Raw genomic sequence first — 26781 nt, forward strand, 5'->3', positions numbered from 1 at the left:
CGTGGAACACACCTATGCGGAACACACCTCCGGCGACCACCCGGTGGACCTCGTCGCCGCCCTCGCCCTCGCCCGGTCCCCCAAGCCCCCCGGCCCGGACACGCCCGCCGGCCCCGCCGCCCGGACCTGGCCCGGGCCACCGCTGCCCATCCCGGGCGCGGCCGCGGGAGAGATCGATCCGGACGCCGTACTGCGCCTGTCCCTGGCGGCCCCGGACGGTTCCGGGCGCCTGCGGCCCACCCCCTCCGCCGGCGCGCTGCACCCGGTGGACGCCGAACTGGCCGTGGGAACCGGCTGCTCCCTGCCGCCCGGCCGCTACGGCTACGACCCGCTGCGCCACCGCGTGCACCGCCTCGGCCGGCCACCCGGCGGCACACCGGCGGGCATGACCGTCCGCCTGTCCGTCACCGCCCGGCGCACGGTCTCCCACTACGGCCACCGGGCCTGGCCTCTGCTGCTGCTGGACACCGGGCACGCCGCCGCGGCCCTCTTCCTCGCCGCCCGCGCGCTGGGCACGGGCGGGCCCGAGGTCCGCCTGGACGGACTCACCGGGAATCCGCTCGCCGCGGTGCGCATCCCCCCGCCCGGCGGCGCACCACCACCGCGGGACGCACCCACCCCCGCCGAACTGCGGGCCCGCCGCAGCGCCCCGCCACCGCTGACGGGCGCCCCGTCCCCGGGCGCGCTGCGGGCCGTCCTGACCGCCGCCGCACGGGCGGGAGGCGGCGAACTGCGCTGGTGCGCCGCCGTCGGACCACCGGACCCCGGCCTGGTCGAGCCGGCCGCCGACGGCACGGAGGTGCGCCGGTACGCCGCCGGAGAGGCCCGCCCGACACTGGCGGCCTGGGCCGCGGGCCAGGCGTGGATCGCCGACGCCGGCGCCGTCCTGCTCGCCCACGGCTGCCCCGCGGACGCCGACGCGCCGCACATCCGCCGCACCCATCTGCGGGCCGGATTCGCCGTCCACCTGGCCCAACTGGCCGCCCTGCGCCACGGACTGGCCGCCCGGCCCGTCGGCTCCTGGCAGCAGGCGGACCTCGGCGCCGCCCTCGGCGGCGCGCCGGGCCGGGACTGGGTCGTCCACGCACTGGCCCTCGGCACCCGCCACGCCGACGAGGAGAACACCACGTGATCGTCCACCCCGAACTGCGCCGTGCCGCACTGCGCGCACGGCGCCCCCTGCTGGCGGCCACCCTCCTGCAGGGCGCCGTCACCCTCACCCACCTGGCACAGGCCGCGCTGCTGGCCGTCGCGCTCGCCGACCTGGCCCGCGGGCAGACCGGCAGGCTCCCGTGGCTGCTGGCCGCCGTACTCGCCGCCGTCGCCGCCCGCGCCGGGCTCGCCGTCCGGCAGCGGCGCACCGCCACCCGCGCCGGAGCCCGGGTGCGGGTGGCCCTGCGGGACGAACTCCTGTGCCGCCTCGGCCGACTGGGACCCGCGCACCTGGCCTCGTCCGCCCCCCGGTCCGGGGGAGCCCCGGCGCGCGCCGGGGCGGTGCGCACCACACTCGTCGACGGGGTGGAGGGCGTCGACGCCTACGTCTCCCGCTACCTGCCCCAGCTTCTGGTGACCCTGACCGTGCCGCCCCTGGTGCTCGCAGTCCTGGCCGCCGTGGAACCGGTGGCGCTCCTCGGCCTCGTCCCCGCCCTGCTGCTCGCCCTGTGCGGGCCGCGCGCCTGGGACCGGCTGCTGGCCCGGCGCGGCAGGGAGCACTGGGACACCTACGAAGGGCTGGGCGCCGACTACCTGGAGGCCCTCCAGGGCATGCCCGCCCTTCGCGCCGCCGGCGCGGTCGGCCGCACCCGCGAACGCCTGGAGGAGCGCTCGGCGGCGCTGCACCGGGCGACGGTCGCCAAACTGCGGGTCTCCCTGGCCGACACCGGCATCACCGACCTCGCCGTCCAGGGCGGCACCGCTGCCGCCGCGCTCCTGGCGTGCTGGTCGGCCGTCACCGGATCCACCGCGGCGACCGGCACCTATCTGGCGCTGCTGCTGGCCTCCGAGTGCTTCCGGCCGGTGCGGGACCTGGCCCGCGAGTGGCACGCCGGCTACCTGGGGGCCTCGGCCGCGGACGGGATCGCGGCGCTGCGTACCGCCGAGCCGGCCGTCCGCGACGCCGGAACGGCGCCCGCGCACTGGCCGGGGCCGCCCGAACTGCGCTTCGAGAACGTAGAGTTCACCTACGGCGGTGCGAAGGAACCCGTTCTGCGCGGTGTCTCCTTCACCGCGCCGGCCGGACGGACCACCGCGATCGTCGGCCCCTCCGGCGCCGGCAAGTCCACCCTCCTGGCGCTGCTCCTGCGCCACCACGACCCGCAGGCGGGCCGGATCGCCCTCGACGGGCTCCCCACGACCGCGTACGCGTTGGACTCGCTGCGGCAGGGCATCGCCGTGGTCTCCCAGGAGACCTACCTCTTCCACGACACCATCGCCGCCAACCTGCGCCTGGCCCGGCCGGACGCCACGGACGGCGAACTGGCCGACGCGGCACGCGCCGCCGGCGTCCACGACGAGATCACCGCCCTCCCCGACGGCTACGCCACCGTCCTCGGCGAGCGCGGCGCCACCCTGTCCGGCGGCCAGCGCCAGCGGCTGGCGCTGGCACGGGCCCTGCTGGCCGACGCACCGGTACTCGTCCTCGACGAGGCCACCAGCTCGGTCGACGAACGCCGGGAGGCGCAGATCGTCCGCGAACTGGTGAGCGCCGCGAGCGGCCGGACCGTCCTGGTGGTCGCCCACCGGCTCTCGGCCGTCCGGCACGCCGACCGCATCGTCGTCCTCGACCGGGGGCGGGTGGACGCCGTCGGAGAGCACGCAGTCCTGGCCGAGGCCGGGGGCGTCTACACGCGGCTGGTCGAGGCCGGCCGCGCCCACCGGGGAGGAGTCGCCGCATGAGCACCGCGACCGAAACCACCGCGACCGACACCACCGGCGGCGCGGACGCGCCCGCCCGCGGTTCGCTGCGCGCACTGCTCCCCGCCCTCGCCGGGCACCGCGCCATGGCGGCGCGCACCTGCGCCGCCGCGCTCGTCGAACAGGGCTCGCTGGTCGCACTGCTGACCCTGGCCGCGCACACCGTGGGGGCGGCCGTCATCGAGGGACGCGCCCCCTCGGCCGCCACCGTCACCGCGCTCGCCGCCCTCGTCCTGGTGCGCGCCCTGGCGACCTGGCGCGAGATGGACCTCTCCCACGACCTGGCCTACCGGGTCCTGGCCGCGCTGCGCATACGGGTCTTCGACGGGCTCGCCCGCAGCGCCCCCGCCCGCATCGCGGGCCGGCGCAGCGGTGACCTCGCAGCGACCGCCATGGCGGACGTGGAGGCGCTGGAGTTCTTCTACGCCCACACCACCGCCCAACTCCTGGCTGCGGGAACGGTCTTCACCGGCGGCACGGTGGTCCTCGCCGCGGTGGACCCGTGGCTGCCGGCGGCCGTGCTGCCGGTCGCGGCGCTGCTGGCCGCCGCGCCCTTCGCCGACGCGCGCGAACGCGCGGCACGCGGCGGCCGCACCCGGGCGGCCACCGCGCGACTGTCGGCTGACACCGTGGAGACCGTCGACGGGCTGCGCGAACTGCTCGCCTTCGGCGCCCTGGCCGGACGCCGCCGCCTGCTGGCCGACAGGGGGCGGCAGGTGGGCGGGGCCCAGCGCGCCGAGGCCACCCGGGAGGCCGTGGCCGCGGCGGTCCGCGACCTCCTCATCGTGGTGGCGGTCCTCGGCGTGGTCGCCGCGGCCGCGCAGTCGGTGACCTCGGGCCGGCTGCACGGCGCGTGGGCCCCGGCGGCGATGGCACTGGCCCTGTCGATCCTGGGCCCCGTCGCGGAGTCGGCCAGGACGCTCAGCCAGGCCGTGGCGCTGCGCGCCGCCGCCGCCCGGGTCGGCGCGGCGGCGGGCGCTCCCGCCCTCGCCCCGCCGCCCGCCGCGCCCCGCCCCCTGCCCCCCGGCCCGCTGGGCGTCCGGCTGCACCGGGTGAGCTTCGACTACGGCGGCGGGCCGGTGCTGGACGGCGTCGAGCTGACCGTTCCCCCCGGGCAGACCCTCGCACTGGTCGGCGCCTCGGGTGCCGGCAAGTCGACCTGCGCCCACCTGCTGGCCCGGTTCTGGGACCCGTCCCGGGGAGAGGTGCAGCTGATACCCGCCGACGGCGATCCCGTGGACATACGCGAGGTGGACGACGCCGAACTCCGGCGCGCTGTCGCACTGGTGGGCCAGGAGACGCCGCTCTTCCACGGCACCCTCGCCGAGAACCTGCGGCTGGCAGCCCCTGAGGTGGACGACGGCCTGCTCGCCGAGACGGCCCGGCTGTGCGGGGTGGACCGGATCGCACCGATGGACACGCCGGTCGGCGAACGGGGCGCCACCCTGTCGGGCGGCCAGCGCGCCCGTATCGCCCTGGCCCGTGCGCTCCTGACCCGGCCCAGGGTCCTGGTGCTCGACGAGTCCACCGCCCATCTGGACAACGACGGAGAGGCCCGGCTCGCCGCCGCGCTCAGGGAGGAGGGCCGCACCACGATCGTCATCGCGCATCGCCGCGCCACCATCCGCCGGGCCGGCCGCATCGCCGTCCTCGAAGGCGGACGTATCGCGGAGGAGGGCACCTGGGAGGAACTCACCGCCCGTCCCGGCAGCGCGCTCAACCGCAGCCTCGCCGCCACCGCGCCCTGACAGCTCCGTGGGCTCCGTACCGCGCCGCCCCGCCGGGATCCCGGCGGGGCGGCGCGCCGTCCCGGGCTCCTGATGCCGCGTCAGTGAGGGTTCGCCCGGTGGCGAGGCTCCCCCGGGCGCTGGAGCCTCCCCGGGCCCGCAGGGCCGAGGGGAGGCGTTCGCAAGGCGGCCGGAAGCCGCATGTACTCGTCCTGCCCGGGCTTTCGGCCGACGCGGCACGGGGGCGCCCCGGCCGGAGGCCGGGGGAGTGCGTGCCGGACGCCGCGGAGCAGGCGGGATTAGCCGGACAGGACCTGGGCGCCTGTCCGGGCCGCCTCTGCCCGGTACGGCTGTCCGGCGGGGCTGCCCGGCAGGGCTGTCGGATACGGCGCCGGGCCGGCCCCCGGGGAGCGGGTGCCGGCCCGGCGCCGGTGGAGGGCGGTGCCCTCCACGCGGAGGGGGCGGTCAGCGGCTGCCGTAGGGCAGCAGGGCCATCTCCCGGGCGTTCTTGATCGCGCGGGCGAGCTGCCGCTGCTGCTGGGAGGTGACGCGGGTGACGCGGCGGCTGCGGATCTTGCCCCGGTCGGAGACGAACTTCCGCAGCAGATCGGTGTCCTTGTAGTCGATGTAGGTGATCCCGGCGGCGTCCAGGGGGTTGGGGCGGGGCCTGGCGTTCTTGCGGGGGTCGGGGCGGCGTGGCATGGGGAGGTGCTCCTCGGTTCTCGCGGATCGGGGGTGCCGGACCGGCCCGGGGCTCAGGCGGCGTCCAGCAGGGGTGCGAAGGCGGCCGGGAGGCGCCTCCACGCCTCCCGGCCCGCGGCGTACTCGGCGTCGGTGAGCAGGCAGGAGTCGAGCAGGCGGACCAGCCCCTCGCGGTCCAGGTCGGGGGAGGTGAAGACCAGGTGCTGGCAGCGGTCGCCGTGCTCGGGGTGCCAGTCCAGCGCGGCGGCCGTCCGGTGGACGGGGTCCACCATCTCCCAGGCGGCGTCGGGCAGCGAGGCCAGCCAGGGCCCGGCGCTCTCGACGCAGAGCGCGCCGCCGGCGCAGTCCCAGGCCAGCAGGGTGTCGGGCCGGTCGGCCAGCCAGAAGCGGCCGCGGCTGCGGGCGGCGGCGCAGGCGAGGTCCTCCAGCGCCTCGTAGAGCCGTCCGGGGTGGAAGGGGCGGTGGCGGCGCCAGACCAGGGTGGCGACCCCGGCCTCGTCCGCCTCCTGCGGCAGCCGGGAGCAGGCCGGATGCTGGGCGGTGGCGGCCATCGCCGCATCGAAGCCGGCGAGCGCGGCCCCGGCCAGCTCCCCGGAGGCGGCCCGCACCCGGCGCGCGGCCGGGTGGAGCTGGGCCAGGAGCGCGTGGTCGGCCTCGTCGGCCTCCGGGCTGTCGACGAGGGCGAGCACGGGGGCGTACTCCAGTTGCCGCGCCCAGGTGTCGGCGACCGTGCGCTGGTCGGTGGCGGCCGCGGCCAGACCGGCCTCGGCCAGGTCGTCCCCGTTGGCCAGGCAGGGCAGGACGAGCGCGGGGTCGACGGCGGTGACGACGCCGGTCAGTTCCAGTGCGTCGCGGCCGTGGGCGTCGACGACCTCGGCCATGCCCTTGGGTTCGACCGAGTCCCACAGTTCGACGACCGCCAGCCGGGCGGAGCCGCCGGCGGCCAGCCGCTCCAGCTCCGGGATCAGGTCCTCGCGCAGCGCGCAGCAGGCGCAGTCGTTGACCAGGGGCGCCTCGCCGCGGGACAGCTCGCCCGAGGCGTCCCGCACGGTGCGCACCACCGTGCCGTGCGCGGCGCCGGACAGGTCGTGGTGGAGGGCCACGCCGCCCGGCACGGCGCGCAGCAGCCGCTGAACCACCTCGCGGCGGGCGTCGGCGTGCAGCCCGGCGACGATCACGACGGGCAGCCGGGCCTCCACGGTCATCGGCGGGCCCCGCGCGAACCGTAGCGGCGCTCGAAGCGCTCCACACGCCCGGCGGTGTCCAGGACCCGCTGGGTGCCGGTGTAGAAGGGGTGGCTCGCCGAGGAGATCTCGACGTCGACCACCGGGTAGGTGTTGCCGTCCTCCCACTCGATCGTCTTGTCGCTGCTCATGGTGGAGCGGGTGAGGAAGGCGAAGCCGGCGCTCCTGTCGCGGAAGACGACGGGGCGGTAGGGGGGATGGATTCCGGGTTTCACGGTGGTCTCCTCTGGTCGTGCGGCCGGGGCCGGGGCGGGTGTCGGGTTCTGGGCCGGGTTCCGGGCCGGGGTCAGCGTTCCTCGCGGAAGTCGACGTGGCGGCGGGCCAGGGGGTCGTACTTGCGCAGGACCATGCGGTCGGGGTCGTTGCGGCGGTTCTTGCGGGTGACGTAGGTGTAGCCGGTCCCCGCGGTGGAGCGGAGCTTGATGACCGGGCGGAGTTCACTGCGTGCCATGGCGCTAGTATATGACAATGGTTTCCATTATCGAAAAGGGAGCCGTCCGCACCGACAGGAAGGAACCCCCTTGTCCGCCCACTGCCAGCTGACCGGCGCCGAGCCGGGCTTCGGCAACAACATCTCCCACTCCCACCGGCGCACCCCGCGCCGCTTCGACCCCAACATCCAGCGCAAGCGCTACTGGCTGCCCAGCGAGGGGCGCCATGTCCGGCTCACCCTCAGCGCGAAGGGCATCAAGACCGTCGACGCCATCGGGATCGAGGCCGCCGTGGCGCGCATCCGGGCCAGGGGAGGAAAGGTCTGATGGCGAAGAAGAGCAAGATCGCCAAGAACGACAAGCGGCGGGCGACCGTCGAGCGGTACGCGGCCCGGCGCGCGGAGCTGAAGGAGATCATCCGCCGCACCTCCTCCACCGAGGAGGAACGCGCCGCCGCGCAGGCCGAGTTGCGGCGCCAGCCGCGTGACGCCAGTGCCACCAGGGTGCGCAACCGCGACGCCGTGGACGGCCGCCCGCGCGGCCACCTGCGGAAGTTCGGGCTCTCCAGGGTGCGGATGCGGCAGCAGGCCCACGCCGGATTCCTGCCCGGAGTCACCAAGTCGTCCTGGTGAGGAACCCCTTCGGTGCGGAGGCGGCGGGCCGCCTCCGCACCGAGGAGGCGGTGGGCGGGGATGTGCGGGCGTGGCGCGAGAGGGCGGGGAGGGTCTACCCCTCCAGCTGCCCGCGGACCCGGCGGGAGGGTGTGAAGGCGTAGAGGCCGAGGATGGCGGGAGGCTCGGCGAGGCCGGGGCCGCCGAGCTCGACCCAGGTGGTGATGTCGGCGGTGGCGTCGGGGTCGTTGACCAGGCCCAGCCAGACCGGCCGCCCGCCCGCCGCACGTCCGGCGGGGGAGGGCTGGACGACGATGACGTTCGCGTGCTCGCAGGCGTCCAGGCAGTCGGTGGCGCGTACGGCCGCGACACCGTCCAGGGCCCGGCGCAGACCGCGCAGCTGGGCGGCGTGGTCGAGGCCGGGGACCTTGGCGCTGCCGCAGCAGCAGCCGCGGCAGACGGTGACCGTGCACCGTGCCGCGCCCGGCGGCGGGGTGGAGCCGGCGGACCGGGAGCGCCTGCTCACCGGGCACCTCCCGCGGGGGTGCTCCGCCACGCGGTCTCGCGCAGCAGGCGCAGGCCGTTGAGGGCGACGATGACGGTGGAGCCCTCGTGCCCGGCGACGCCGAGGGGCAGCGGCAGGTTCCCGATCAGGTCCCAGGCCACCAGGACGGCGATGAACACACCGGCGATGGCCAGGTTCTGCACCACCAGCCGGCGGGCTCTTTGCGACAGCCTCACCACTGCCGGGACGGTGGCGAGTTCGTCGCGGACCACGACGGCGTCGGCGGTCTCCAGGGCGAGGTCGGAACCGGCCTCGCCCATCGCGACGCCGCAGTGCGCGGCCGCCAGCGCGGGGGCGTCGTTGACGCCGTCGCCGACGACCAGCACCCTCCGGCCCTGCCGCTCCCACGCCTGGACGGCCGCGGCCTTGTCCTGGGGCAGGAGCCCGGCGCGGACGTCGGTGACGCCGACCTCGGCGGCCAGGCGCCGGGCGGCGCGCTCGTTGTCGCCGGTCAGCAGCACCGGTGGCCGCCCGGTCAGTTCGGTCAGGGCGGCGACGGTGGCGGCGGCGTCCGGCCGCAGCCGGTCGGTGACGCCCAGCACGCCGACCGGGGCCCCGTCGCGGAGCACCACGACGGCGGTGCGCCCGGCGTCCTCCAACTCCCCAGCCACGGCGCGGGCCTGCTCGTCGCCGTCGGGCAGGAGCCGGCCGGGGGAGCCGACCTGGACGGCATGGCCGCCGACGGTGGCGCTCACGCCCCGGCCGGGGGCGGAGGCGAAGCCGGATGCGGTGGCCAGGGGGAGGCCGCGCTCACGGGCGGCGCCGACGACGGCGCGGGCCAGCGGGTGTTCGCTGGGGTGCTCGGCCGAAGCCGCCAGGGCCAGCAGCTCGTCGCCGGTCAGCCCGCTGCCCGGCAGCGGGCGCAGTTCGGTGAGGTGCGGGGTCCCCTCGGTGAGGGTGCCGGTCTTGTCCAGGGCGACGGTGTCGATCTGCCCGAGTCGCTCCATGACGACGGCGGACTTGGCGAGCACGCCGTGGCGGCCGGCGTTGGCGATGGCCGACAGCAGCGGCGGCATCGTGGAGAGCACCACCGCGCACGGCGAGGCCACGATCATGAACGTCATCGCGCGCAGCAGCGCCGACCGCAGGTCGTCGCCGAGGGCGAGCGGGACGGCGAAGACCGCCAGCGTCGCGATCACCATGCCGACGGAGTACCGCTGTTCGACCTTCTCGATGAACAGCTGAGTGGGGGCCTTGGTCTCGGAGGCCTCCTCGACCATCGCCACGATCTTCGCGATCACCGTCTGCGACGGATCCCGCTCCACCCGCACCGTGAGGGCGCCCGTGCCGTTCACCGTGCCGGCGAAGACCTCGTCCCCGGGCTGCTTGGCGGCCGGCAGCGGTTCGCCGGTGATGGTGGCCTGGTCCACCTCGCTCTCGCCGGCGAGGACCGTGCCGTCGGCGCCGACCCGCTCGCCGGGGCGGACCAGGACGGTGTCGGCGACCGCCAGTTCCGCGGCCGGAACGGTCTCCTCGCTTCCGTCGGGCAGCAGCCGGGTCGCGGTGGCCGGGGCGAGGCCGAGCAGGCCGCGCACCGAGTCCGCGGTGCGGGCGGTCGCGACCGCCTCCAGGGCGCCGGAGGTGGCGAAGATGACGATCAGCAGCGCCCCGTCGATGATCTGGCCGACGGCGGCGGCGCCGAGGGCTGCGACCACCATCAGCAGATCCACGTCCAGGGTCCTGTCCCGCAGGGCTTTCAGTCCCTCCCAGCCCGGTTCCCAGCCGCCGGTGACGTAGACGGCGGCGAACAGCGGGCCCCACAGCCAGGCGGGGGCATCCAGCAGGTACAGGGGGAGGGCGGCCAGGAAGAGGGTCAGGGCGGCGAGCACCCAGCGGGCCTCGGGCAGCGCCAGGATCCGGGTGCGCCCGCGCGGCGCGGCGGCAGCGGTGTGTTCCCCCGGCGGCGCCGGGGTGGTCAGTGTCGAGGTCATGGGCTACGGCCTTCGGGAGACGTGGGGTCCGGGCCCCACACCATACAGGAATGATTGAACATCCTTTCATGTATCGGTTTCCGTAGGATGAGGGCATGGGCCATGGAGCGAAACCCCCCGAGAGCGGCAGTGCGGTTCCGCGTGCCCGGCTGACCGCGCAGAACGCGCCCAGGGTCGCCGAGACCCTCCAGGCCCTGGCCACCCCCTCCCGGCTGCTGATCCTGGCCCGGCTGCGGGAAGGTCCCTGCGCGGCCACCGAACTGGCCGCCGCCGTCGGCATGGAGCAGTCCGCCTGCTCCCACCAGCTGCGTGTCCTGCGTACCCTCGGCCTGGTCACCGGCACCCGCCGGGGTCGCAGTGTCGTCTACGCCCTGCACGACGACCATGTCGCCGAACTCCTCGACCAGGCCCTCTACCACGTGGAGCACCTGCGTCTGGGGCTGGCCGACGCCCGGATCGAGGAAGCCGAGCCCGCCGTCCTCCCCTCCCCCTGAGCGGCCGGGATCCCGGAGGCCGCGCCGGCGGCCGCCCGGTCGAGCGCCGCTCCGGACCGCGGACTTGATTAATTCCCCCGATGCGGGGAATCTGGACGCCCGTGCGATTGTTTAACATTCAAGCAAGCCCGGTCGACGGGTGTACAGCGCAAGGATGAGACCTGTCATGGGCATTTTCAGCCGCGATCGCACACACGACACCCACGGAACGGAGACCGCAACCGTGAGCACCCCCGTCAAGCTCGCCGTCGTCTACTACTCCTCCACCGGCACCATCGCCGAGATCGCCAAGGAGATCACCCAGGCCGCGGAGAAGGCCGGCGCCGAGGTCCGTCTGCTCAAGGCCGCCGAACTCGCTCCGCAGGCCGCGATCGACTCCAACCCGGCCTGGGCCGCCAACGCCACCGCCACCGCCGACATCCCCCACGCCACCCCCGAGGACATGGAGTGGGCCGACGCGGTGATCTTCGGCTCCCCCACCCGCTACGGCAACATCGCCAGTCAGCTCAAGCAGTTCATCGACACCCTCGGCGGCCTGTGGGCCCAGGGCAAGCTGGCCGACAAGGTCTACAGCGGCTTCACCTCCTCCGCCACCGCCCACGGCGGCCAGGAGTCCACCCTGCTGGCGCTGTACAACACCATCCACCACTTCGGCGGCATCCTCGTGGCCCCCGGCTACACCGACCCGGCCAAGTTCGCCGACGGCAACCCCTACGGCACCTCCCACGTGGACGCCCAGGGCGACAACCCCGTCGACGACACCACCCGCACCGCCGCCCGCATACAGGCCGAGCGCGTCGTGAAGATCGCCACCGCCCTCAAGAAGGGCCTCACCGCCTGACGGCGAGGACGTACGTGGGCGTCCGCCGGCGGGTTCGACCCACCGCCCGACCGGCCCGGGGGCCTCGAACGGACCCGTCGGCTCCGTCCGGGTGGGGCTCGCCCGCATCCGCCGGACGGAGTGGGTGACCTCACAGGAGCATCCACCGGGCGGGCCGGCCGCACCCCCGCCGTGCGGCCGGCGCGCCCGCCGCCCTCCCGTGCCAAGGTGGTGGACAGGTGTCACGGACACCGGCGCGCCCCGTCCGGCCGGCGGGGGTGCGGCCGCGGGCCTTTTACCGGACGCGGACCCGGGTACCCACGTCCCGGACTCCGTGTCACGGCGACCGCAAGACCTCCGCGCCTCGCGGCCCGGACACACCGGTGCCGCGCACCCGTACCGGTGCGCGCGGCAGAGAACGAGGAGCTGTGATGAGCGGACCGGTCGGCACGGTCGACGCGCCCCCCGCCCTGGCCGACGCGGGCCACCCCACCGCGCCGTGCGTGGAGGTGGGTGAGAGCCGGGAGGAGACCGTCGGCAGGATCCGGGTGCGCCGCGCGCTGCCGCGCCGGGGCAGGCGTACGGTCGGCGCCTGGTGCTTCGCCGACCACATGGGACCGGCCGACGTTACCGAGAACAGCGGCCTGGACATCGGCCCCCACCCCCACACCGGTCTGCAGACCGTCACCTGGCTCACCGACGGGCAGGTGCTCCACCGCGACAGCCTCGGCTCCGAACAGGTCATCAGGCCCGGTCAGCTCAACCTGATGACCGCGGGCGGCGGCGTCTCCCACGCCGAGGAGGCCACCGGCCACTACCGGGGCGTCCTGGAGGGCATCCAGTTGTGGGTCGCCATGCCCGAGGCCACCCGGCACGGGCCGGCCGCCTTCGAGCACCACACCGAGCTCCCGCGCACCGACCTGGACGGCGGTGCGGGCGCGGCCACCGTCCTGGTCGGGGACTTCGGCCGGCTGACCGGCCCCGCCCGGCACGACACCCCCCTGACCGGGGTCGACCTCGATCTGCGCTCCTCCGCCACCGTGCCGCTGCGCACCGACTTCGAGTACGCCCTCGTGGTCCTCGAGGGAACCGTCGCCGTCCACGGCAGGCCGCTGCGTCCGGGCAGGATGGGCTACCTGGGCGAGGGCCGCGGGGAACTCCGCCTGGATGTGCGGGAACCGGCCCGCGCGATCCTGCTGGGCGGCGAACCGTTCCCCGAACCCATCGTGATGTGGTGGAACTTCGTCGGCCGCACCCGCGCCGAGATCGACGCCGCCCACGCCTCCTGGACGGCGCAGGACGACCGCTTCGGCCGGGTGCGCTCCTCCCTTCCGCTCATCCCCGCCAAGGCCCCCTTCTGGCAGCGGACCTGAGCCGACGACAGGGCGGACTACGGGCTGTGACCTGAGACCGTGCGGGCTCTCCGGGCCGGACCACGGCCGGAGAGCCTCGGCGGCGGGGCGTTCCTCGCGGTGAGGCGAGAGCTGGCGGCCGCACCGCTCAGTCCCGCTCCCCGGCACCGGGCGAGGGCGAGGCGGGCGGGGAGGGGGAGGCGGCCTCCTCGGGGAAGGACACCAGCGGCACATTGGGCTGCTCGGGCGTGCCGTCCAGGGCGGCGACGATCCCGAAGGCCGTTCCGACGGCCAGTGCGGCGGCGAAAACGCAGGTCAGCAGGGCGGGAAGGAACCTGGGCATGGGCGGCTGCCTCTTTCGCAGATGAGAGACGACATCCGACGCACACCGGCCCCGCCCGGTTACCGCTCAGTATGGGAAGGGTGTTGACACCCGTCAAGACGGCGCTCTACGTTCCCTGGCCCAGGCGCACCACGCTTTCGACCGCGGCGCCTTCGCACCGCTGATACGCCTCTCGCCCGGTGCTCGTCGTCCTGCCTCGGCCCGGTCCGGCACGTCCGCGCGGCCCGGCCTTCCGTCCTCACCCCTCGTCGGGAGTTCCCATGCTCCGTCACAGCCGCTCACGCCCGGCCCTCGCCCTCCTGGGCGCGGGCGTCTTCCTGCTCGTCCTCGCGCCGATGCTCGCCTGGTACGTCGAACCACGCGCGAAACGCACCCCGACCGATGTGAACATGACCACGGTGCTGACCGGCCGCGGCAGCTACTTCGACACCGACTCCGTCACCACCGTCGAGGACCAGGAGATCACCGTCACCCGCCGGGTGCTGGGCGACGTCGCCGACAGCGAGCGCAGCGGCAGGGCCGTGTGGGACGTGTCCACCACCATCGACACGCCGAGGACGCTGTCCCTGGGGGACCCCCGCAGATCGCTGAAGTGGACCACGGAGCGCTGGGTCACCGACCGCCGCACCAACCTGCCGGTGCACTGCTGCGAGGAGACGCCGGCCTTCGACGGCGACGCGTACCTGAAGTTCCCCTTCGACGTGCGGAAGCGGACCCACCGCTGGTGGGACAGCACGCTCGGCGGCGCCGTCCCGCTCCGCTTCGCCGGCACGCGGGATGTGTTCGGCCACCGGGGCTACCGCTTCACCGGCACCGTGCGGCCGGTGAGGACCGGCACCCGGCAGGTGCCGGGAAGGCTGGTCGACCGCCCCGGGCAGGGCCAGGTGCTCGCCGAGGAGTGGTACGCCAACGACCGTATCGAGCTGGTCGTCGACCCGCGCACCGGAAGGCTCCTCGACGTGAGCCTCGCCCCCCGGATGACGCTGCGCGCGCCCGGGGGCGAACGCGACGAGGCCGTTCTGCTGCGGAGCGACCGCCTGAGGTTCTCCGAGGCCACCCGGCGCCAGGCGGTACGGCTGGCCGAGTCCGACAACCGCCGTCTGCGGATGCTCGGCGAGACCGCCCCGGCGGGCGCCGCACTGGCCGGAACACTGCTCGCCGTTGCGGCGCTGCCGGTGGGACGGAGAGCCAAGCGGCACACCGCGCGGGACGGGGCCGGCCGGGGTCTCTAGAACGAAGTGATGAAGGGACGGCCTCCCAGGGCCCCGCATTTGTCATCCGGTGAGTAGAGAAGCGAACACGGGGCCGGAAAACTGACGGCACCACGCGCACCCCCCGCTCGCGCGTATCAGGTCGCCACACCGGGCGGCTCACCCTCATCAGTGTGTTCCAGACACGAGTTGGAGCTCCCATGCCCCAGCACGTCCCTCCCCTGGCGCCCGCCTCGGGAACAGCCTTCCCCGCCCACCCACCGGTCCCGGCGCCGGTCCCGTCCTCGCCGCGGCCGGCGGAGCCCGCTCCGCAGCCCCGCCGGATCGCCTTCCTCGCCCGCCGCGACCTCGGCAACAGCGCCGCGGGAGGCTCGGAACTCCTGGTCGACCGCATCGCCCAGGGACTCACCGAGGCCGGTCACCAGGTCACGCTGCTGTGCGGCGGCCCGGCCGCCCACCGCGACTACCGCGTGGTGTCGGCGGGCGGGGACATCGGGCACTTCCTGCGCGCCGGACGGGCGTTCGCCCGGCAGGTGGGCGACTGCGACCTGCTCGTGGAGGTGTGCAACGGCATGCCCTACCTCGCGCCCCTGTGGCACCGCGGCCCCACGCTGTGCCTGGTCAACCACGTCCACACCGACCTGTGGCGGATGCGCTACCCCGCCCCCGCCGCGGGAGTCGGCCGCAGCCTCGAACGGTGGACGCTCGCCGGCGTCCACCGCGGCAACCTGATGGTCGCCGTGTCCGAGTCGACCGCCGCCGCCCTCACCCGCATCGGGGTGGAGGAGGACCGGATCAGGATCGTCCACAACGGCGTCGAGCGGCCCGGACCACTGGTGCCCAAGAGCCGGGAGCCCCTCTTCCTGGCCATGGGAAGGCTGGTGGAGTACAAACGGATCGATCTGCTGCTGCGGCTGTGGGAGCGGGTCCGCCCGGTCACCGGCGGACGGCTGGTCGTCGTCGGCGACGGCCCCGAGCGGCAGCGCCTGGAGGCCATGGCCGGGCCGGACGTGGTGTTCGCCGGGCGCGTGACGGAGGAGGACAAGCACCGGCTGCTGTGCCAGGCGTGGCTGCTGCTCCATCCCTCGCTCGTCGAGGGGTGGGGGCTGGTCGTCACCGAGGCCGCCGCCCGCGGCACCCCGGCCGTCGGCTTCGACATACCGGGGCTGCGCGACTCCGTGCGCGACGGCGTCACCGGCCTGCTGGCGCGCGGGGAGAGCGCGTTCGCCTCCGCCTGGTGCACGCTCGCGCTCGGCGACGGGCGGCGGGAGGCGATGGGGCGCGCCGCCGCGCGCCGCGCAGCCGGCTTCACCTGGGACGAGACCGTCCGCCGGTTCCGCGCCGTGGCCGCCGAGGTGTACGGGGAGTACGGCGGCGGAGCCCGGGACGGAGGGCGCCGCGCATGACGCACACCCCGCTGAAGGACCCGTCCGTGCGCCGCTCCCTGACGCTGTTCCGCGCGTTCATGCGGGAGCAGACCGACCCCGAGCGGTGCTACACCCTCCTGGCCCGGGACTCCGCCGACCAACTGGAGCGGTACGCGCCGCTGTCCGGCAGCGTGGTCGCGGACGTCGGCGGCGGCCGCGGCCACTTCACGGAGGAGTTCCGGCGCAGAGGCGCGCACGCCTACCTCTTCGAACCCGACCGCCGTGAACTGTGCGCCCGGGGAGGGCCGCCCAGGGGCGCGGTGCTCGCCGACGGCTATCTGCTGCCGCTCGCGGACGGCGCCGCGGACATCAGCTTCTCCTCCAACGTCCTGGAGCATGTGGCCGATCCGCGGACTTTCCTCAGCGAGCTGGTGCGGGTGACCCGCCCCGGCGGCCTGATCTACGTGTCGTACACCAACTGGCTCTCCCCGTGGGGCGGGCACGAGACCGCGCCCTGGCACTACCTGGGCGCGCGGCGGGCGCGCGAGCGCTACCGGCGGCGGACCGGCCGCCCCGCCAAGCACACCCTCGGCGAGAACCTCTTCGCGATCCACATCGGCCCCGTGCTGCGCCATGTGCGCGGACGCCAGGACGTGACCGTGGTAGCGGTGCGCTCCCGCTACTGGCCGTTCCTCGCCTCCGCCGTCACACGGATCCCGGGGCTGCGGGAGATCGTCACCTGGAACCTCCTCCTCATCCTCCGGCGGTGCTCATGAGCGGAACGACGACATCGGCGCCGGTGCGGGCCGGCTCCCCGGCGGAACCCGGGCACCCGGGTTCCGCCGGACCCGCGCGGCCGGCCGGCGGCGCCCCCCGGGCCGAGGCCCCCCGAGGCCGCCGCACCCTCCTGGCCTTCTGGGCCGCCGCCTTCCTGGCCTTCCTGGCCCCCTCGCCGGGGAAGGTGACCTTCGAGACCAAGCTCGGCGTGCCGCTCGACCCGCGGGGGTTCATCGCCGGCCTCGGCGACCTGTGGCACTCACAGGCGGGCTTCGGCGGCATCTTCAACCAGTACATCGGCTACGCCTTTCCCTCGCTGCCGTACTACGCACTGATGGACCTCGCCCGCGTCCCCGTGTGGCTCGCCGAGCGCCTGTGGCTGTCGCTCATCGTGACCACGGCCTTCTGGGGCGCGCTGCGGCTGGCCGAACGGCTGGGCGCGGGCACCGCGCCGACCCGGCTGCTGGGCGCGGTCACGTACGCGCTGTGGCCCACGTTCACCGTCGTCGTCGGCTCCACCTCGGCCGCCGCGCTGCCCGGCGCGGTGCTGCCCTGGGTGCTGCTGCCGCTGCTCTCGCCCGCCCTGAGCGCGCGGGCCGCCGCGGCCCGCTCGGCGCTGCTGGTGCCGTTCATGGGAGGGGTGAACGCCGCCTCGGTGCTCGCCTCGCTGCTGCCCGTCGGGCTGTACCTGCTCAGCCGGCCCGGGCGCGGGCACGCCCGGCGGCGCCGCAAGTGGACACTGATCGCCTGGTGGGCGCCGTGCGTGGTGCTGGCCACCACCTGGTGGACGGTGCCGCTGCTGCTGATGGGCGCGTACGGCGAGGACTTCATGCCGTACGTCGAGCAGGCGGACACCACCACCGCCACCATGTCCGCGACCGAACTGCTGCGCGGAGCGGGCAACTGGGTCGGCTACCTCAACTTCGGCGAGGCCTGGCTGCCCGCCGGGTGGACGGTGGCCGCCGCGGCCGTCACCGTGGTGTGCTCGGCGTTCGCGGCGGCCCTGGGACTGGGCGGCCTGGCGCGGCGCGACATGCCGGAGCGGCGCTGGCTGGTGCTGACCGTGCTGGCGGTCGCGCTCGTCACCCTGGCCGGATACGGCGGCCCGCTCGGCGGACCCTTCCACGAGACCGTCCAGAGCTGGCTGAACGGACCCGTCAAGCCGTTCCGGAACATCTACAAGTTCCAGCCCGGGCTCGCCCTCGCCCTCGCGCTGGGCCTGGCCCATCTGACGGCCGCGGCCGCCCGGCGGCTCGCCGCCCGCCCCCGGCCGTCCGGGCGGCCGGCGCCCGCACGCCCGGTACCCGCACGCCTGGTCCCCGCCCTCGCTGCGCTGCTGGTCCTGCCCGGACTGGCCTGGCCGTACGTCAACGGCGCGATCCTCCAGCCGGGCGGCTTCACCGAGCTGCCCGGCCACTGGAGCCGGACGGCCGACTGGCTGGAGCGGAACGCGCCCGAGGACCGCGCCCTGGTCGTCCCCGCCACCGCCCACGGCGTCTACACCTGGGGCTCGCCCATCGACCAGCCCCTGGACGTGCTGGCGAAGTCCCCCTGGGCGCAGCGCGACTTCGTGCCCTTCGGCACACCGGGCCTGCGCCGCGCCATGGACGCGGTGGAGCAGGCCCTGATGAGCGGCGGCGAGGTCCCGGGGCTGCGCGACTTCCTGGCGCGCGCCGGCATCCACAACGTCGTCGTACGCAACGACCTCGACCCGGACCAGATCGGCTACGTCCCCCCGCAGACCGTCAGAAGGACCCTGGAATCCTCCGGTTACCGCAGGGTCGTGGCGTTCGGACCGCTGCTGACCGGCGGCCGGATCCCCGAGGACACCCCCCTGCAGGTGCAGGGCCTGTACCCCCGGCAGCGGGCCGTGGAGATCTACGAGCCGGCCGGCGACGCCCCGCCCCCCGGCCGCGTCGCGCTCAAACCCGTCTCCGGCACCGCCGAGATCAGCGGCGGCCCCGAGGCGCTGCTCCAGCTGTCCGGCGCGGACCCGACGCTGAGGGACCGGCCCGCCGTGCTGACCGGAGACCCCAGCCCCGGCGCCGGGGCACCGCCGCTGCGGGCGGTCGCGGACGGACTGCGCCGCGCCGACACCCGGTTCGGGCTGGTCAACACCAACACCTCCCACACCTACACCGCCGACGAGCGGAACCACCCCGGAAGCACGCAGAACCCGGGCGAGGAGCCGAAGCAGATCCTGCCGGTCCAGGGGGTGGAGCACCAGACGACGGCGGTGCTGCGCGGGGCGCGCTCGGTGACGGCCTCCAGCAGCGGCAACTGGCTGTTCCACCTGCCGCAGTACGATCCGGTGAACGCCTTCGACGGCGACCCCGGAACGGCGTGGGCCGAGGGCAGCCCCGGACAGCCCGCCGGCCAGTGGCTGCGCGTCGGGTTCGACCGGCCGGTGCGCCTGCCCTCCTCGATCACGGTGACACCGCTGCCCGGCGACGGAACGCGCGCCGCGCCCACCGAGGTGCGCGTGGAGACCGACCGGGGCACGGCCGACAGCCCGCTGCGGCCCGACGGCACCCCGCAGACCGTCAAGGCCCCCGAGGGCAGGGCGGACTGGCTGAAGATCACCATCCTCGACTCGCAGCAGGCGCGGCCCGGACTGTCGGGGGCCGGCTTCTTCGAGGTGTCCGTCCCCGGCGTCCAGGTCACACGGCTGCTGGAACTGCCGCGCGACGCCGAGGACGGCCCGGCCGGCGCCCGGATCTACTCACTGCACCGCGCCGCGGACCCCGGCGGCCTCTCCCCGGCCACGGCGGAGAACGGACTGCACCGGCAGTTCCGCACGCGCGGGAGCGGCACGTACGACATCTCGGCGCGGGCGCTGGCCGTCCCCGGCGAGGAGCTGGACCGGCTGCTGGACCGCGTCGCCCCCGGGCAGCGCGGGAAGATCACGGCTACGGCCGACTCCACCAGCGGGCTGGGCCGGAACCTGAGCGCGCGCAATCTGGTGGACGGCGATCTCACCACGGCCTGGATCGCCGGCGACCGGCCCGTGGTCCATCTGCGCTGGCCGGGGAAGAGGGAGATCGGCGAGATCGTCCTCGCCGCCGCCGGCGGCGTCTCCACACGCCCCGAGGAGATCCTGATCAGCTCCCCGGACGGAGCCGCGACGGCCGAGGTCGACAAGAACGGATGGGCCCGCTTCGAGCCCATCCGCACCGACCGGCTGGACATCACCGTCAGCAGGGCCGCGCCGATGACCGTCCACAACCCGGTCGCCGACGCGCGGCTGCAACTGCCCGTGGGCCTGAGCGAGGTGCACATCCCCGCGCTCGAGGACCTCCGGGTGCCGCCACCGGACCCGGACCGGCGCTTCACCCTGCCCTGCGGCCAGGGCCCGCCCCTGGCGGTCGACGGCACACTGCACGCGACCGGGGCGTCCGGTCTGGTGCGCGACCTGACCGAGCGCCGGCCGGTGAAGGTCGAGCTGTGCGCGGACGAGGCCGCCGACGGCAGCCTCCGTCTGGCGGCGGGCCGGCACCGAGTGGAGGCGGGCGCCGCGGGTCCCCTGGCGATCACGGACGTGACGCTGGCGAGCGGCGGGCCGGAGCCGGCCGAATCCGGCACCCGCGCGGTCGAGGTGCGCCGGTGGGACGGCGACCGCCGCGAGGTCGCCGTCGGCGCGGGCGAGGCCTCCTACCTCCAGACCCACGAGAACGCCAACGACGGCTGGAAGGCCACGCTGAACGGCGAGGAGCTCCGGCCGCTGCGGATCGACGGCTGGCAGCAGGCGTGGCTGGTCCCCGCCGGCGAGGGCGGCACGGTGCGCATGGAGTACGAACCGGAGGGGCTCTACCGGGCCGGACTGGCGGGGGGTGCCGCGGGCGTGGCGGCGGTGGCCGCACTGGCCCTGCTCCGGGTACGGCGCACGGCCCCCGGGGAGGAGACGGCGGCGGTCCCGGGCCCGGTCCCGCCGCCGGGACGGCTGATCGGCGTGGTCGCCCTGACGGCGGTCGTGGCCGTGGCCGCGGGCCCGCTCGCGCTGGCCGTACCGGTGCTGGCGCTCCTGGCCCGGCTGCGTCCGGGCGCGCTCGTACCGGTCGCGGTGGCCGCGATGGCGGTCGCGGGGGTCCTCGCGGCGACGGGCGCGGGCCTGCCGGCCGCCGGGGGCGAGGGCGCGTTCGGCGCCCCCGCGCAGGCACTCGCGCTGATCGCGCTGTCCGCGGCACTGGTCACGGTAGAGGGCCGGGGACGGGCGAAGCACCGCCACGGCGACGGCTCCCCGGACACGCGGCCCCTGCCCGCCCAGGACGGAGCGGCCGCCGCCCGCGGTGATGGGGGAGCGCGGTGGGGCACCCCCGCAGGGACGGCGGGGACAGCCGGGCCGGCCGCCCCGGCGACGACCTCCGGCCCGGGCGGGCGTCCCGGCCCGCCCCCCGGCCAGGAGGAGGGGCGCCCATGACCAGGCTCCGGCCGCCCCGGCGGGCGGCGGGCGCGCCCGTGCGGCGGATCCCGTTCGGCGCGGTGGACGAGATCTCCCGGCACTGCCTGCGGGAGGAGGAACCCGAAAGCGTCCACATCGAGGTGCACCTGCCCGGGCGGCCGGACCCCGAGCGGCTGCGGCACGCCTTCGCGCAGGCGCTGCGACGGCACCCGCGGGCCCTGGTGCGCGAGAGGCCGGGCACCCGGTTCCGGTGGCGGTACGAGTGGGAGCTCACCGAAGGCCCGGACACCGACCCGGTGAGCTTCCCCCCGCCCGGCCCCGGCGCTCTCGCCCTGGCCCGCGCCCGCGTGCTCGGCGCCTGCCCGCCGCTGTCCGCGTCCCCGCCGATGAGGCTGGAGGCCGTGGTCCCGGGCCCGGACGGCGGGGGGTGCGTGCTGGTGCTGACGCTCCACCACACCGCGCTGGACGGCCCGGCCGCCCTGCGGATCCTGGCCACGGCGGCGCAGGTGTACGGCGGCGCCGACAACGCCCCGGCGCCGCCCCGGAACCGGGCCCCGGACGCCCGCACCGCGGGCGCCTCCCCACGCCCGGCCCCGCGCGGCCGGGCGGCACTGCCGACACTGCCGGTGCGGCCGGTGCGGCCGGTGCGCCTGGCGGCCGACAGGTCCACGGGAGCGCCGACGGCCGGCGACGGCATGCTCGTCACCGACCTGCCGCTGCCCCCACGCCCGCCCCGCGGCCCGGACGGCGCGGCCCCGTACACCGTCAACGACCAGCTCCTGGTGGCTATGGCCCTGACGGTGGCGCGCTGGAACCGGCTGCACGGCGGCCCCCTCGGCCCGGTGCTGGTCACCATGCCCGCCGACGACCGCCCGCGCGGTGCGGACATGCCGATCGGCAACGGCACCCGTCTGCTGGAGGTGAGGATGTCACCCGGCTCCCGGGGCGACGAGCGGCTGCTGGCCGCCGACCGCCCGGACCCGGAAGCGGTCGCCCGGCTGCTGCGCCTGACGGCCGGACGCACCCGCGCGCTGAAGGCCGCGCCGCCGGGACCGCCGCTGGGCCGGGGCGCGGCACTGCTGACCGCGCCCGTGCTGCCGGCCGGCGTCCGGGGCGCACTGGCGCGCGGGCTGCGGGCGGTCGCGGCCCCCTGGACCTCGACGGTCCTGCTGAGCAACATCGGGCGCGTCCCGTACCCGCTCGACTTCGGCGACGCGGGCCGGGCGCGGGCCGTGTGGTTCTCCGGGCCGGCCCGGATGCCGCGCGGCCTGAGCCTGTCGACGGCGGCCGTCGGGGACCGCCTCCACCTGGCGATGCGCTGGAGGCGCGCGCTCCTGGACGACGAGGCGGGGGTCCTCCTCGGCCGCTTCTTCGCGCAGTCGCTGGCCGCGGCGACCACGGCGCCCGAGGCCGCCGCATGACCGCCACCGTACGGCCGGCCGGGTTGCGGGACTTCTACGAGAACCCGGCCGTCCCCGTCGCCTCCGGCCACGAGCGGAGCCTGCGCCAGGCACGGATGCTGGCCGCCGCCCTCGGTCCCGTACGGCCCGGCGACCCCCCGGCCACGGTGCTGGACGTCGGCTGCGGGGACGGCTCGGCCGCGGCCGTGGCGGCACGGGAGCTGGCCGGGCACCGGATCGTCGGCGTCGACTGGTCGCAGGGCGCGCTGCGCCGCGCCGCGTCCCGCATCCCCGCCGTCGTACGGGGCGAACTCACCGACGGCGGGCTTCCCTTCGCGGACGGGAGCGCCGACGCGGTGCTCTTCGGCGAGGTGGTGGAGCATCTGGTCGATCCGGACGCCGCGATGGAGGAGCTGCGCCGGGTGCTCAGGCCCGGCGGGCACCTGCTGCTGTCCACGCCCAACCTCGCGGCCTGGTACAACCGAGTGCTGCTGCCGGCCGGTGTGCAGCCGGTGTTCTCCGAGGTGAGCCTGCGCCGGGTACACGGGCGGCCCGGCCGCGAGGTGGTGGGCCATCTGCGTCTGTTCACGGCCCGGGCGCTGCGCGGCTTCGCCGCCGCGTCCGGATTCGAGACCGTACGGCTGGCGGGAGCGCCCTTCCACGGGGTGCCCCGGCCGCTGCGAGCCCTGGACCGGGCGGCCTGCCTGGTGCCGTCCGCGGCCTCGATCCTGCTCCTGCACGCCAGGCGGGTGTAGGGCCGTGGTGTGGGGGGTGGCCGCCGCGCTGCTGGCCAACGTGCTGTACTCCACCGGCTTCGTGCTGGAGAAACGGGCGCTGGCGGGCCTGCCGCCGCTGAGCGCCGGACGCCCGGCGCGGGTGGTGCGGCTGCTGATGGGCAGTCCGCTGTGGATCGGCGGTTCGCTGGCGCTCGCGCTGGGCTTCGCCGCCCAGCTGGTGGTCTACCGCACCCTGCCGATGGCCGCCGCGCAGGGCATCTTCCTCTCCGGCCTGGTGCTGCTGCTCCTGCTGTCCTCCGCCGTGCTCGGCGAGCGGTCCAGCGGGCGGGAGCGGCGAGGCGTCGCCGTCATCGGGCTGGCGCTGCTGATGGTGGTCGCCTCCCTGCACGGCGGCGCGGAGACGGTCGGACACAGCGCGCCCCCCGGCACGCTGCTCGCCCTGTGCGTGCCGTCGCTGGCGGCCGGCCTGTGGCTGTACGGGGCGGCCGAGCGCCGGGCCCGGCGCCGCCACCGGCAGCCCACCAGCGGGATCTCCTACGGCATCGCGGTCGGGCTGCTGTACGGCGTCAGCTCGCTCGCCATCAAGGGCGTGTCCGGTCTGCTCACCACCTCGGACATCGCCGCGATGGTGCTCGGCCTGCTCGCCTCCCCCTACCCCTACCTGCTGGCCTTCACCGGGATCGCCGGCCTGGTGCTGTCGCAGACGGCGCTGCAGCACTGCCGCGCGTCCTTGATCGTTCCCGTGTGCACCACGGTGACCTGCTTGTTCGCCGTGGCGACGGGGACGTACGCCTTCGGCGAACCGTTGCCGGAGGATCCGCTGAGGCTGGTGCTGCGGCTGGGCGGTACGGCGCTGGCGATGTGCGTCCTGCTGACGCTGCCGCGCCACGACCCCCTCCGGCCGGACGCGCGGCCGCAGGCCCGCCGGGCCGCCGGGCGCCACCGGCCGGGTGGCGCCCCGTACGAGAAGGAGACACACCGTGAAGCCCGATGACCCGCTTCTGAGGATCCTCGCCTGCCCGATCGACAAGGGGCCGCTGACGCTGTCGGAGTCCGGGGAGGCGCTCTACAACCCGCGGCTGCGCCGCCGCTACCCGATCGTGGACGGCGTCCCGCAGCTGCTCCCGTCCTCCGGCGAGGCAGTGGGGCGGGAGGAGCACGAGGAGCTGCGCAGGCCGCCCGCGAGGTGAGCGGTGCGGCCGGGGGCCGCGCCCGGTCACCGTCGCCTCTTCTCACGGAAATCCGGCGGTAAGGGGCGTGGGAGTGGAGAAGGGGGCCGGGGCGGTGTGCCCCGGCCCCCGAAGGTGGTGCGGTCTCTGTGATCTGCGGACGCGGTGGTCAGCTCTGGGCGCGGAAGCGGCGCAGCCGCAGGCTGTTGGTGACGACGAAGACCGAGGAGAAGGCCATCGCCGCTCCCGCGATCATCGGGTTGAGCAGTCCGGCCGCGGCCAGCGGCAGGGCGGCGACGTTGTAGGCGAAGGCCCAGAACAGGTTGGACTTGATGGTGGCCAGGGTCTTGCGGGCCAGGCGGATGGCGTCGGCGGCGGCGCGCAGGTCGCCGCGGACGAGGGTGAGGTCGCCGGCCTCGATGGCGGCGTCGGTGCCGGTGCCCATGGCCAGGCCGAGGTCGGCCTGGGCCAGGGCGGCCGCGTCGTTGACGCCGTCGCCGACCATGGCCACGGAGCGGCCCTGGTCCTGGAGGCGCTTGACGGTGTCGACCTTGTCCTGGGGCATGACCTCGGCGATCACCTCGTCGATGCCGACCTCGCGGGCGACGGCGTCGGCCACCGCCCGGTTGTCGCCGGTGAGCAGGACGGGGGTGAGGCCGAGGGCGCGCAGCCGGGTGATGGCCTCGGCGCTGGTGGGCTTGACGGCGTCGGCCACCTCCAGGACGGCGCGGGCGGCTCCGTCCCAGGCGACGGCGATGGCGGTGCGGCCGGAGGCCTCGGCGTCGTTCCGTGCGCGGGCGAGGTCGGCGGGCAGGTCGATGGCCCACTGGTCCAGGAGCCGGGTGCGGCCGACGAGGACGGCGTGACCGTCGACGACGCCCTGGACGCCGAGACCGGGGACGTTCGCGAAGTCCTCGGGAGCGGGCAGGGTGCCGACGCGCTCGGCGGCGCCGGCCGCGATCGCCCGGGCGATGGGGTGTTCTGAGGAGTGCTCCAGGGCGCCGGCCAGGCGCAGCACCTCGTCCTCGTCCTCGCCCTCGGCGGTGTGGACGGTCAGGAGGGTCATCTTCCCGGTGGTGACGGTGCCGGTCTTGTCCAGGACGACGGTGTCCACGCGCCGGGTGGTCTCCAGGACCTCGGGGCCCTTGATGAGGATGCCGAGCTGGGCGCCGCGTCCGGTGCCGACCATCAGGGCGGTGGGGGTGGCCAGGCCCAGGGCGCAGGGGCAGGCGATGATCAGGACGGCGACGGCCGCGGTGAAGGCCGCGGTCCAGCCCGCCCCGTTGCCGAGCCAGAAGCCCAGGGTGCCCAGGGCGAGAGTGATGACGACGGGGACGAAGACGGCGGAGATGCGGTCGGCCAGCCGCTGGGCGGCGGCCTTGCCGTTCTGTGCGTCCTCGACCAGCTTGGCCATCCGGGCGAGCTGGGTGTCGGAGCCGACGCGGGTGGCCTCGACGACCAGCCGGCCGCCGGCGTTGAGGGTGGCGCCGGTGACCGCGTCGCCCACGCCGACCTCGACGGGGACGGACTCGCCGGTCAGCATCGAGGCGTCCACGGCCGAGGAGCCCTCGACCACGGTGCCGTCGGTGGCGATTTTCTCGCCGGGACGGACCAGGAACCGGTCCCCGACGGCCAGTTCGGTGACGGGGACGCGCACCTCGCGGCCGCCGCGCAGGACGGTGACCTCCTTGGCGCCCAGCTCCAGCAGGGCGCGCAGGGCGGCGCCGGCCTTGCGCTTGGAGCGGGCCTCGAAGTAGCGGCCGGCCAGGATGAAGGCGGTCACCCCCGCGGCGGCTTCCAGGTAGATGTTGGCGGCGCCGTCGGTCCGGGCGATGGTCAGCTCGAAGGGGTGGGTCATGCCGGGTGTTCCGGCGGTGCCGAAGAACAGCGCCCACAGGGACCAGACGAAGGCGGCCGAGGTGCCCACCGAGATCAGGGTGTCCATGGTGGCCGCGCCGTGCCGGGCGTTGGTGAAGGCCGCCTTGTGGAAGGGCCAGGCGGCATAGGTGATCACCGGGGCGGCCAGGGTCAGCGACAGCCACTGCCAGTAGGTGAACTGCCAGGCCGGGACCATGGCCAGCGCGATGACGGGCACGGCCAGGATCACGGCGGTGGCCAGGCGCTGCCGCAGCGGCCGCAGCTCGTCCCCCTCGTCCGCGGCGGGAGCGGCCTCGCCGGAGCCGCCGCCGTCCCTCCCGCGCTCGGGGGCGGGGGGCGTGGCGGTGTAGCCGGTGGCCTCGACGGTGGCGACCAGGTCCTCCACACCGACGCCCTCGCCGAAGGAGACCTTGGCCTTCTCGGTGGCGTAGTTGACGGTGGCGCTCACACCGTCCATGCGGTTGAGCTTCTTCTCGATGCGGGCGGCGCAGGAGGCGCAGGTCATGCCGCCGATGGCGAGTTCGACCTCAGCTGCTTCGCTGACGGTGGTGGTCATCACTGCTCCTCGGACAGAAGTGACAGGTGCTTTGGTGTGGTGCGGGGCGGAAGAGAGGCCGGGCGGCTCGGCCGGGAGCCCGCGGCCGGTGGTTCCGCCGGCCGCGGACGCGTTCCCCGTCCTCGCCGGACGGGAGGGGCGGGTGCCGGGCCCG

The 26781-nt window shown here is 75.7% G+C and carries 24 protein-coding genes; 16 read left to right on the forward strand and 8 right to left on the reverse strand.

Going from position 1 to position 26781, the window contains the following annotated elements; translation table 11 throughout:
- Window position 1: 1 nt before the first annotated feature.
- The 3 genes from ACW69E_RS15660 to ACW69E_RS15670 are packed head-to-tail and all read left to right on the forward strand — an operon-like array spanning window position 2 to window position 4661.
- The gene (locus tag ACW69E_RS15660; protein WP_457498856.1) at window positions 2-1132 is read left to right on the forward strand and encodes a nitroreductase family protein; all 1131 of its coding nucleotides are present in this window, start codon (window positions 2-4) and stop codon (window positions 1130-1132) included.
- On the forward strand, window positions 1129-2895 hold the full coding sequence (locus ACW69E_RS15665) for an ABC transporter ATP-binding protein/permease (RefSeq protein WP_457498857.1): 1767 nt from the start codon (window positions 1129-1131) through the stop codon (window positions 2893-2895). Before ACW69E_RS15660 ends, ACW69E_RS15665 begins: the two co-directional genes overlap by 4 nt.
- A complete protein-coding gene (locus ACW69E_RS15670; RefSeq protein ID WP_457498858.1) occupies window positions 2892-4661 on the forward strand; it encodes an ABC transporter ATP-binding protein in 1770 nt (589 codons plus the stop codon). The genes ACW69E_RS15665 and ACW69E_RS15670 overlap by 4 nt, the downstream gene beginning before the upstream one ends.
- Window positions 4662-5105: 444 nt before the next feature.
- Here the strand turns inward: ACW69E_RS15670 and rpsR are convergent, their stop codons facing one another.
- From rpsR to rpmG, 4 genes are all read right to left on the reverse strand, one after another.
- On the reverse strand, window positions 5106-5342 hold the full coding sequence (rpsR, locus tag ACW69E_RS15675) for a 30S ribosomal protein S18 (protein WP_457498859.1): 237 nt from the start codon (window positions 5340-5342) through the stop codon (window positions 5106-5108).
- 53 nt (window positions 5343-5395) lie between these two features.
- A complete protein-coding gene (locus tag ACW69E_RS15680) occupies window positions 5396-6547 on the reverse strand; it encodes a CobW family GTP-binding protein (RefSeq protein ID WP_457498860.1) in 1152 nt (383 codons plus the stop codon).
- Window positions 6544-6801: a type B 50S ribosomal protein L31 gene (locus ACW69E_RS15685; protein WP_457498861.1), complete on the reverse strand. Its 258-nt coding sequence runs from the start codon at window positions 6799-6801 to the stop codon at window positions 6544-6546. The genes ACW69E_RS15680 and ACW69E_RS15685 overlap by 4 nt, the downstream gene beginning before the upstream one ends.
- Window positions 6802-6872: 71 nt before the next feature.
- Window positions 6873-7037 carry a 50S ribosomal protein L33 gene (rpmG, locus tag ACW69E_RS15690; protein WP_093655888.1) on the reverse strand — a complete coding sequence of 55 codons (165 nt, stop codon included), beginning with the start codon at window positions 7035-7037 and terminating at the stop codon, window positions 6873-6875.
- A 70-nt stretch (window positions 7038-7107) separates the two neighbouring features.
- On the opposite strand from rpmG, the gene rpmB reads away from it, so the two are divergent.
- Entirely contained in the window at window positions 7108-7344 is a 237-nt protein-coding gene (gene rpmB, locus ACW69E_RS15695; RefSeq protein WP_237882025.1) for a 50S ribosomal protein L28, read from the forward strand.
- Complete coding sequence (gene rpsN, locus ACW69E_RS15700) at window positions 7344-7649, forward strand: 30S ribosomal protein S14 (RefSeq protein WP_457498862.1); 306 nt, start codon at window positions 7344-7346, stop codon at window positions 7647-7649. The genes rpmB and rpsN overlap by 1 nt, the downstream gene beginning before the upstream one ends.
- Before the next feature lie 94 nt (window positions 7650-7743).
- Here the strand turns inward: rpsN and ACW69E_RS15705 are convergent, their stop codons facing one another.
- A complete protein-coding gene (locus ACW69E_RS15705) occupies window positions 7744-8154 on the reverse strand; it encodes a (2Fe-2S) ferredoxin domain-containing protein (protein WP_457498863.1) in 411 nt (136 codons plus the stop codon).
- Window positions 8151-10124 carry a heavy metal translocating P-type ATPase gene (locus ACW69E_RS15710; RefSeq protein ID WP_457498864.1) on the reverse strand — a complete coding sequence of 658 codons (1974 nt, stop codon included), beginning with the start codon at window positions 10122-10124 and terminating at the stop codon, window positions 8151-8153. The genes ACW69E_RS15705 and ACW69E_RS15710 overlap by 4 nt, the downstream gene beginning before the upstream one ends.
- A gap of 95 nt (window positions 10125-10219) precedes the next feature.
- Between ACW69E_RS15710 and ACW69E_RS15715 the strand changes: the two genes are divergently transcribed.
- From ACW69E_RS15715 to ACW69E_RS15725, 3 genes are all read left to right on the forward strand, one after another.
- Complete coding sequence (locus tag ACW69E_RS15715; RefSeq protein ID WP_457498865.1) at window positions 10220-10618, forward strand: ArsR/SmtB family transcription factor; 399 nt, start codon at window positions 10220-10222, stop codon at window positions 10616-10618.
- A 223-nt stretch (window positions 10619-10841) separates the two neighbouring features.
- Complete coding sequence (wrbA, locus tag ACW69E_RS15720) at window positions 10842-11459, forward strand: NAD(P)H:quinone oxidoreductase (protein ID WP_457498866.1); 618 nt, start codon at window positions 10842-10844, stop codon at window positions 11457-11459.
- A 410-nt stretch (window positions 11460-11869) separates the two neighbouring features.
- Entirely contained in the window at window positions 11870-12811 is a 942-nt protein-coding gene (locus tag ACW69E_RS15725) for a pirin family protein (protein ID WP_457498867.1), read from the forward strand.
- 127 nt (window positions 12812-12938) lie between these two features.
- Here the strand turns inward: ACW69E_RS15725 and ACW69E_RS15730 are convergent, their stop codons facing one another.
- A complete protein-coding gene (locus ACW69E_RS15730) occupies window positions 12939-13133 on the reverse strand; it encodes a hypothetical protein (protein WP_457498868.1) in 195 nt (64 codons plus the stop codon).
- 260 nt (window positions 13134-13393) lie between these two features.
- Here ACW69E_RS15730 and ACW69E_RS15735 point away from each other — a divergent pair, with 260 nt between their 5' ends.
- The 8 genes from ACW69E_RS15735 (at window position 13394) to ACW69E_RS15770 (ending at window position 24214) form a co-directional block, all read left to right on the forward strand.
- Window positions 13394-14365: a DUF3068 domain-containing protein gene (locus ACW69E_RS15735; RefSeq protein ID WP_457498869.1), complete on the forward strand. Its 972-nt coding sequence runs from the start codon at window positions 13394-13396 to the stop codon at window positions 14363-14365.
- Window positions 14366-14544: 179 nt separating this feature from the next.
- Window positions 14545-15750: a glycosyltransferase family 4 protein gene (locus ACW69E_RS15740; protein ID WP_457498870.1), complete on the forward strand. Its 1206-nt coding sequence runs from the start codon at window positions 14545-14547 to the stop codon at window positions 15748-15750.
- 11 nt (window positions 15751-15761) lie between these two features.
- Entirely contained in the window at window positions 15762-16487 is a 726-nt protein-coding gene (locus tag ACW69E_RS15745; protein WP_457498909.1) for a class I SAM-dependent methyltransferase, read from the forward strand.
- Window positions 16484-20905: an alpha-(1->3)-arabinofuranosyltransferase domain-containing protein gene (locus ACW69E_RS15750; protein ID WP_457498871.1), complete on the forward strand. Its 4422-nt coding sequence runs from the start codon at window positions 16484-16486 to the stop codon at window positions 20903-20905. The genes ACW69E_RS15745 and ACW69E_RS15750 overlap by 4 nt, the downstream gene beginning before the upstream one ends.
- Entirely contained in the window at window positions 20902-22308 is a 1407-nt protein-coding gene (locus ACW69E_RS15755; protein WP_457498872.1) for a condensation protein, read from the forward strand. Before ACW69E_RS15750 ends, ACW69E_RS15755 begins: the two co-directional genes overlap by 4 nt.
- Complete coding sequence (locus ACW69E_RS15760) at window positions 22305-23042, forward strand: class I SAM-dependent methyltransferase (RefSeq protein WP_457498873.1); 738 nt, start codon at window positions 22305-22307, stop codon at window positions 23040-23042. Before ACW69E_RS15755 ends, ACW69E_RS15760 begins: the two co-directional genes overlap by 4 nt.
- 4 nt (window positions 23043-23046) lie before the next feature.
- Window positions 23047-24018: a hypothetical protein gene (locus tag ACW69E_RS15765; RefSeq protein WP_457498874.1), complete on the forward strand. Its 972-nt coding sequence runs from the start codon at window positions 23047-23049 to the stop codon at window positions 24016-24018.
- Entirely contained in the window at window positions 24005-24214 is a 210-nt protein-coding gene (locus ACW69E_RS15770) for a Trm112 family protein (RefSeq protein ID WP_457498875.1), read from the forward strand. Before ACW69E_RS15765 ends, ACW69E_RS15770 begins: the two co-directional genes overlap by 14 nt.
- Before the next feature lie 148 nt (window positions 24215-24362).
- Here the strand turns inward: ACW69E_RS15770 and ACW69E_RS15775 are convergent, their stop codons facing one another.
- Complete coding sequence (locus tag ACW69E_RS15775; RefSeq protein ID WP_457498876.1) at window positions 24363-26627, reverse strand: heavy metal translocating P-type ATPase; 2265 nt, start codon at window positions 26625-26627, stop codon at window positions 24363-24365.
- Window positions 26628-26781: the final 154 nt, after the last annotated feature.

The sequence above is a fragment of the Streptomyces sp. SS8 genome, assembly GCF_054072955.1.

Excerpts from the sequence above, each read along its gene's own strand:
- ACW69E_RS15670 (WP_457498858.1), top strand. The coding sequence starts at position 2,892 with ATGAGCACCGCGACCGAAACCACCGCGACCGACACCACCGGCGGCGCG.
- rpsR (WP_457498859.1), bottom strand. The coding sequence starts at position 5,342 with ATGCCACGCCGCCCCGACCCCCGCAAGAACGCCAGGCCCCGCCCCAAC.
- ACW69E_RS15680 (WP_457498860.1), bottom strand. The coding sequence starts at position 6,547 with ATGACCGTGGAGGCCCGGCTGCCCGTCGTGATCGTCGCCGGGCTGCAC.
- rpmG (WP_093655888.1), bottom strand. The coding sequence starts at position 7,037 with ATGGCACGCAGTGAACTCCGCCCGGTCATCAAGCTCCGCTCCACCGCG.
- rpsN (WP_457498862.1), top strand. The coding sequence starts at position 7,344 with ATGGCGAAGAAGAGCAAGATCGCCAAGAACGACAAGCGGCGGGCGACC.
- ACW69E_RS15710 (WP_457498864.1), bottom strand. The coding sequence starts at position 10,124 with ATGACCTCGACACTGACCACCCCGGCGCCGCCGGGGGAACACACCGCT.
- ACW69E_RS15715 (WP_457498865.1), top strand. The coding sequence starts at position 10,220 with ATGGGCCATGGAGCGAAACCCCCCGAGAGCGGCAGTGCGGTTCCGCGT.
- ACW69E_RS15725 (WP_457498867.1), top strand. The coding sequence starts at position 11,870 with ATGAGCGGACCGGTCGGCACGGTCGACGCGCCCCCCGCCCTGGCCGAC.
- ACW69E_RS15730 (WP_457498868.1), bottom strand. The coding sequence starts at position 13,133 with ATGCCCAGGTTCCTTCCCGCCCTGCTGACCTGCGTTTTCGCCGCCGCA.
- ACW69E_RS15735 (WP_457498869.1), top strand. The coding sequence starts at position 13,394 with ATGCTCCGTCACAGCCGCTCACGCCCGGCCCTCGCCCTCCTGGGCGCG.
- ACW69E_RS15740 (WP_457498870.1), top strand. The coding sequence starts at position 14,545 with ATGCCCCAGCACGTCCCTCCCCTGGCGCCCGCCTCGGGAACAGCCTTC.
- ACW69E_RS15750 (WP_457498871.1), top strand. The coding sequence starts at position 16,484 with ATGAGCGGAACGACGACATCGGCGCCGGTGCGGGCCGGCTCCCCGGCG.
- ACW69E_RS15755 (WP_457498872.1), top strand. The coding sequence starts at position 20,902 with ATGACCAGGCTCCGGCCGCCCCGGCGGGCGGCGGGCGCGCCCGTGCGG.
- ACW69E_RS15760 (WP_457498873.1), top strand. The coding sequence starts at position 22,305 with ATGACCGCCACCGTACGGCCGGCCGGGTTGCGGGACTTCTACGAGAAC.
- ACW69E_RS15775 (WP_457498876.1), bottom strand. The coding sequence starts at position 26,627 with ATGACCACCACCGTCAGCGAAGCAGCTGAGGTCGAACTCGCCATCGGC.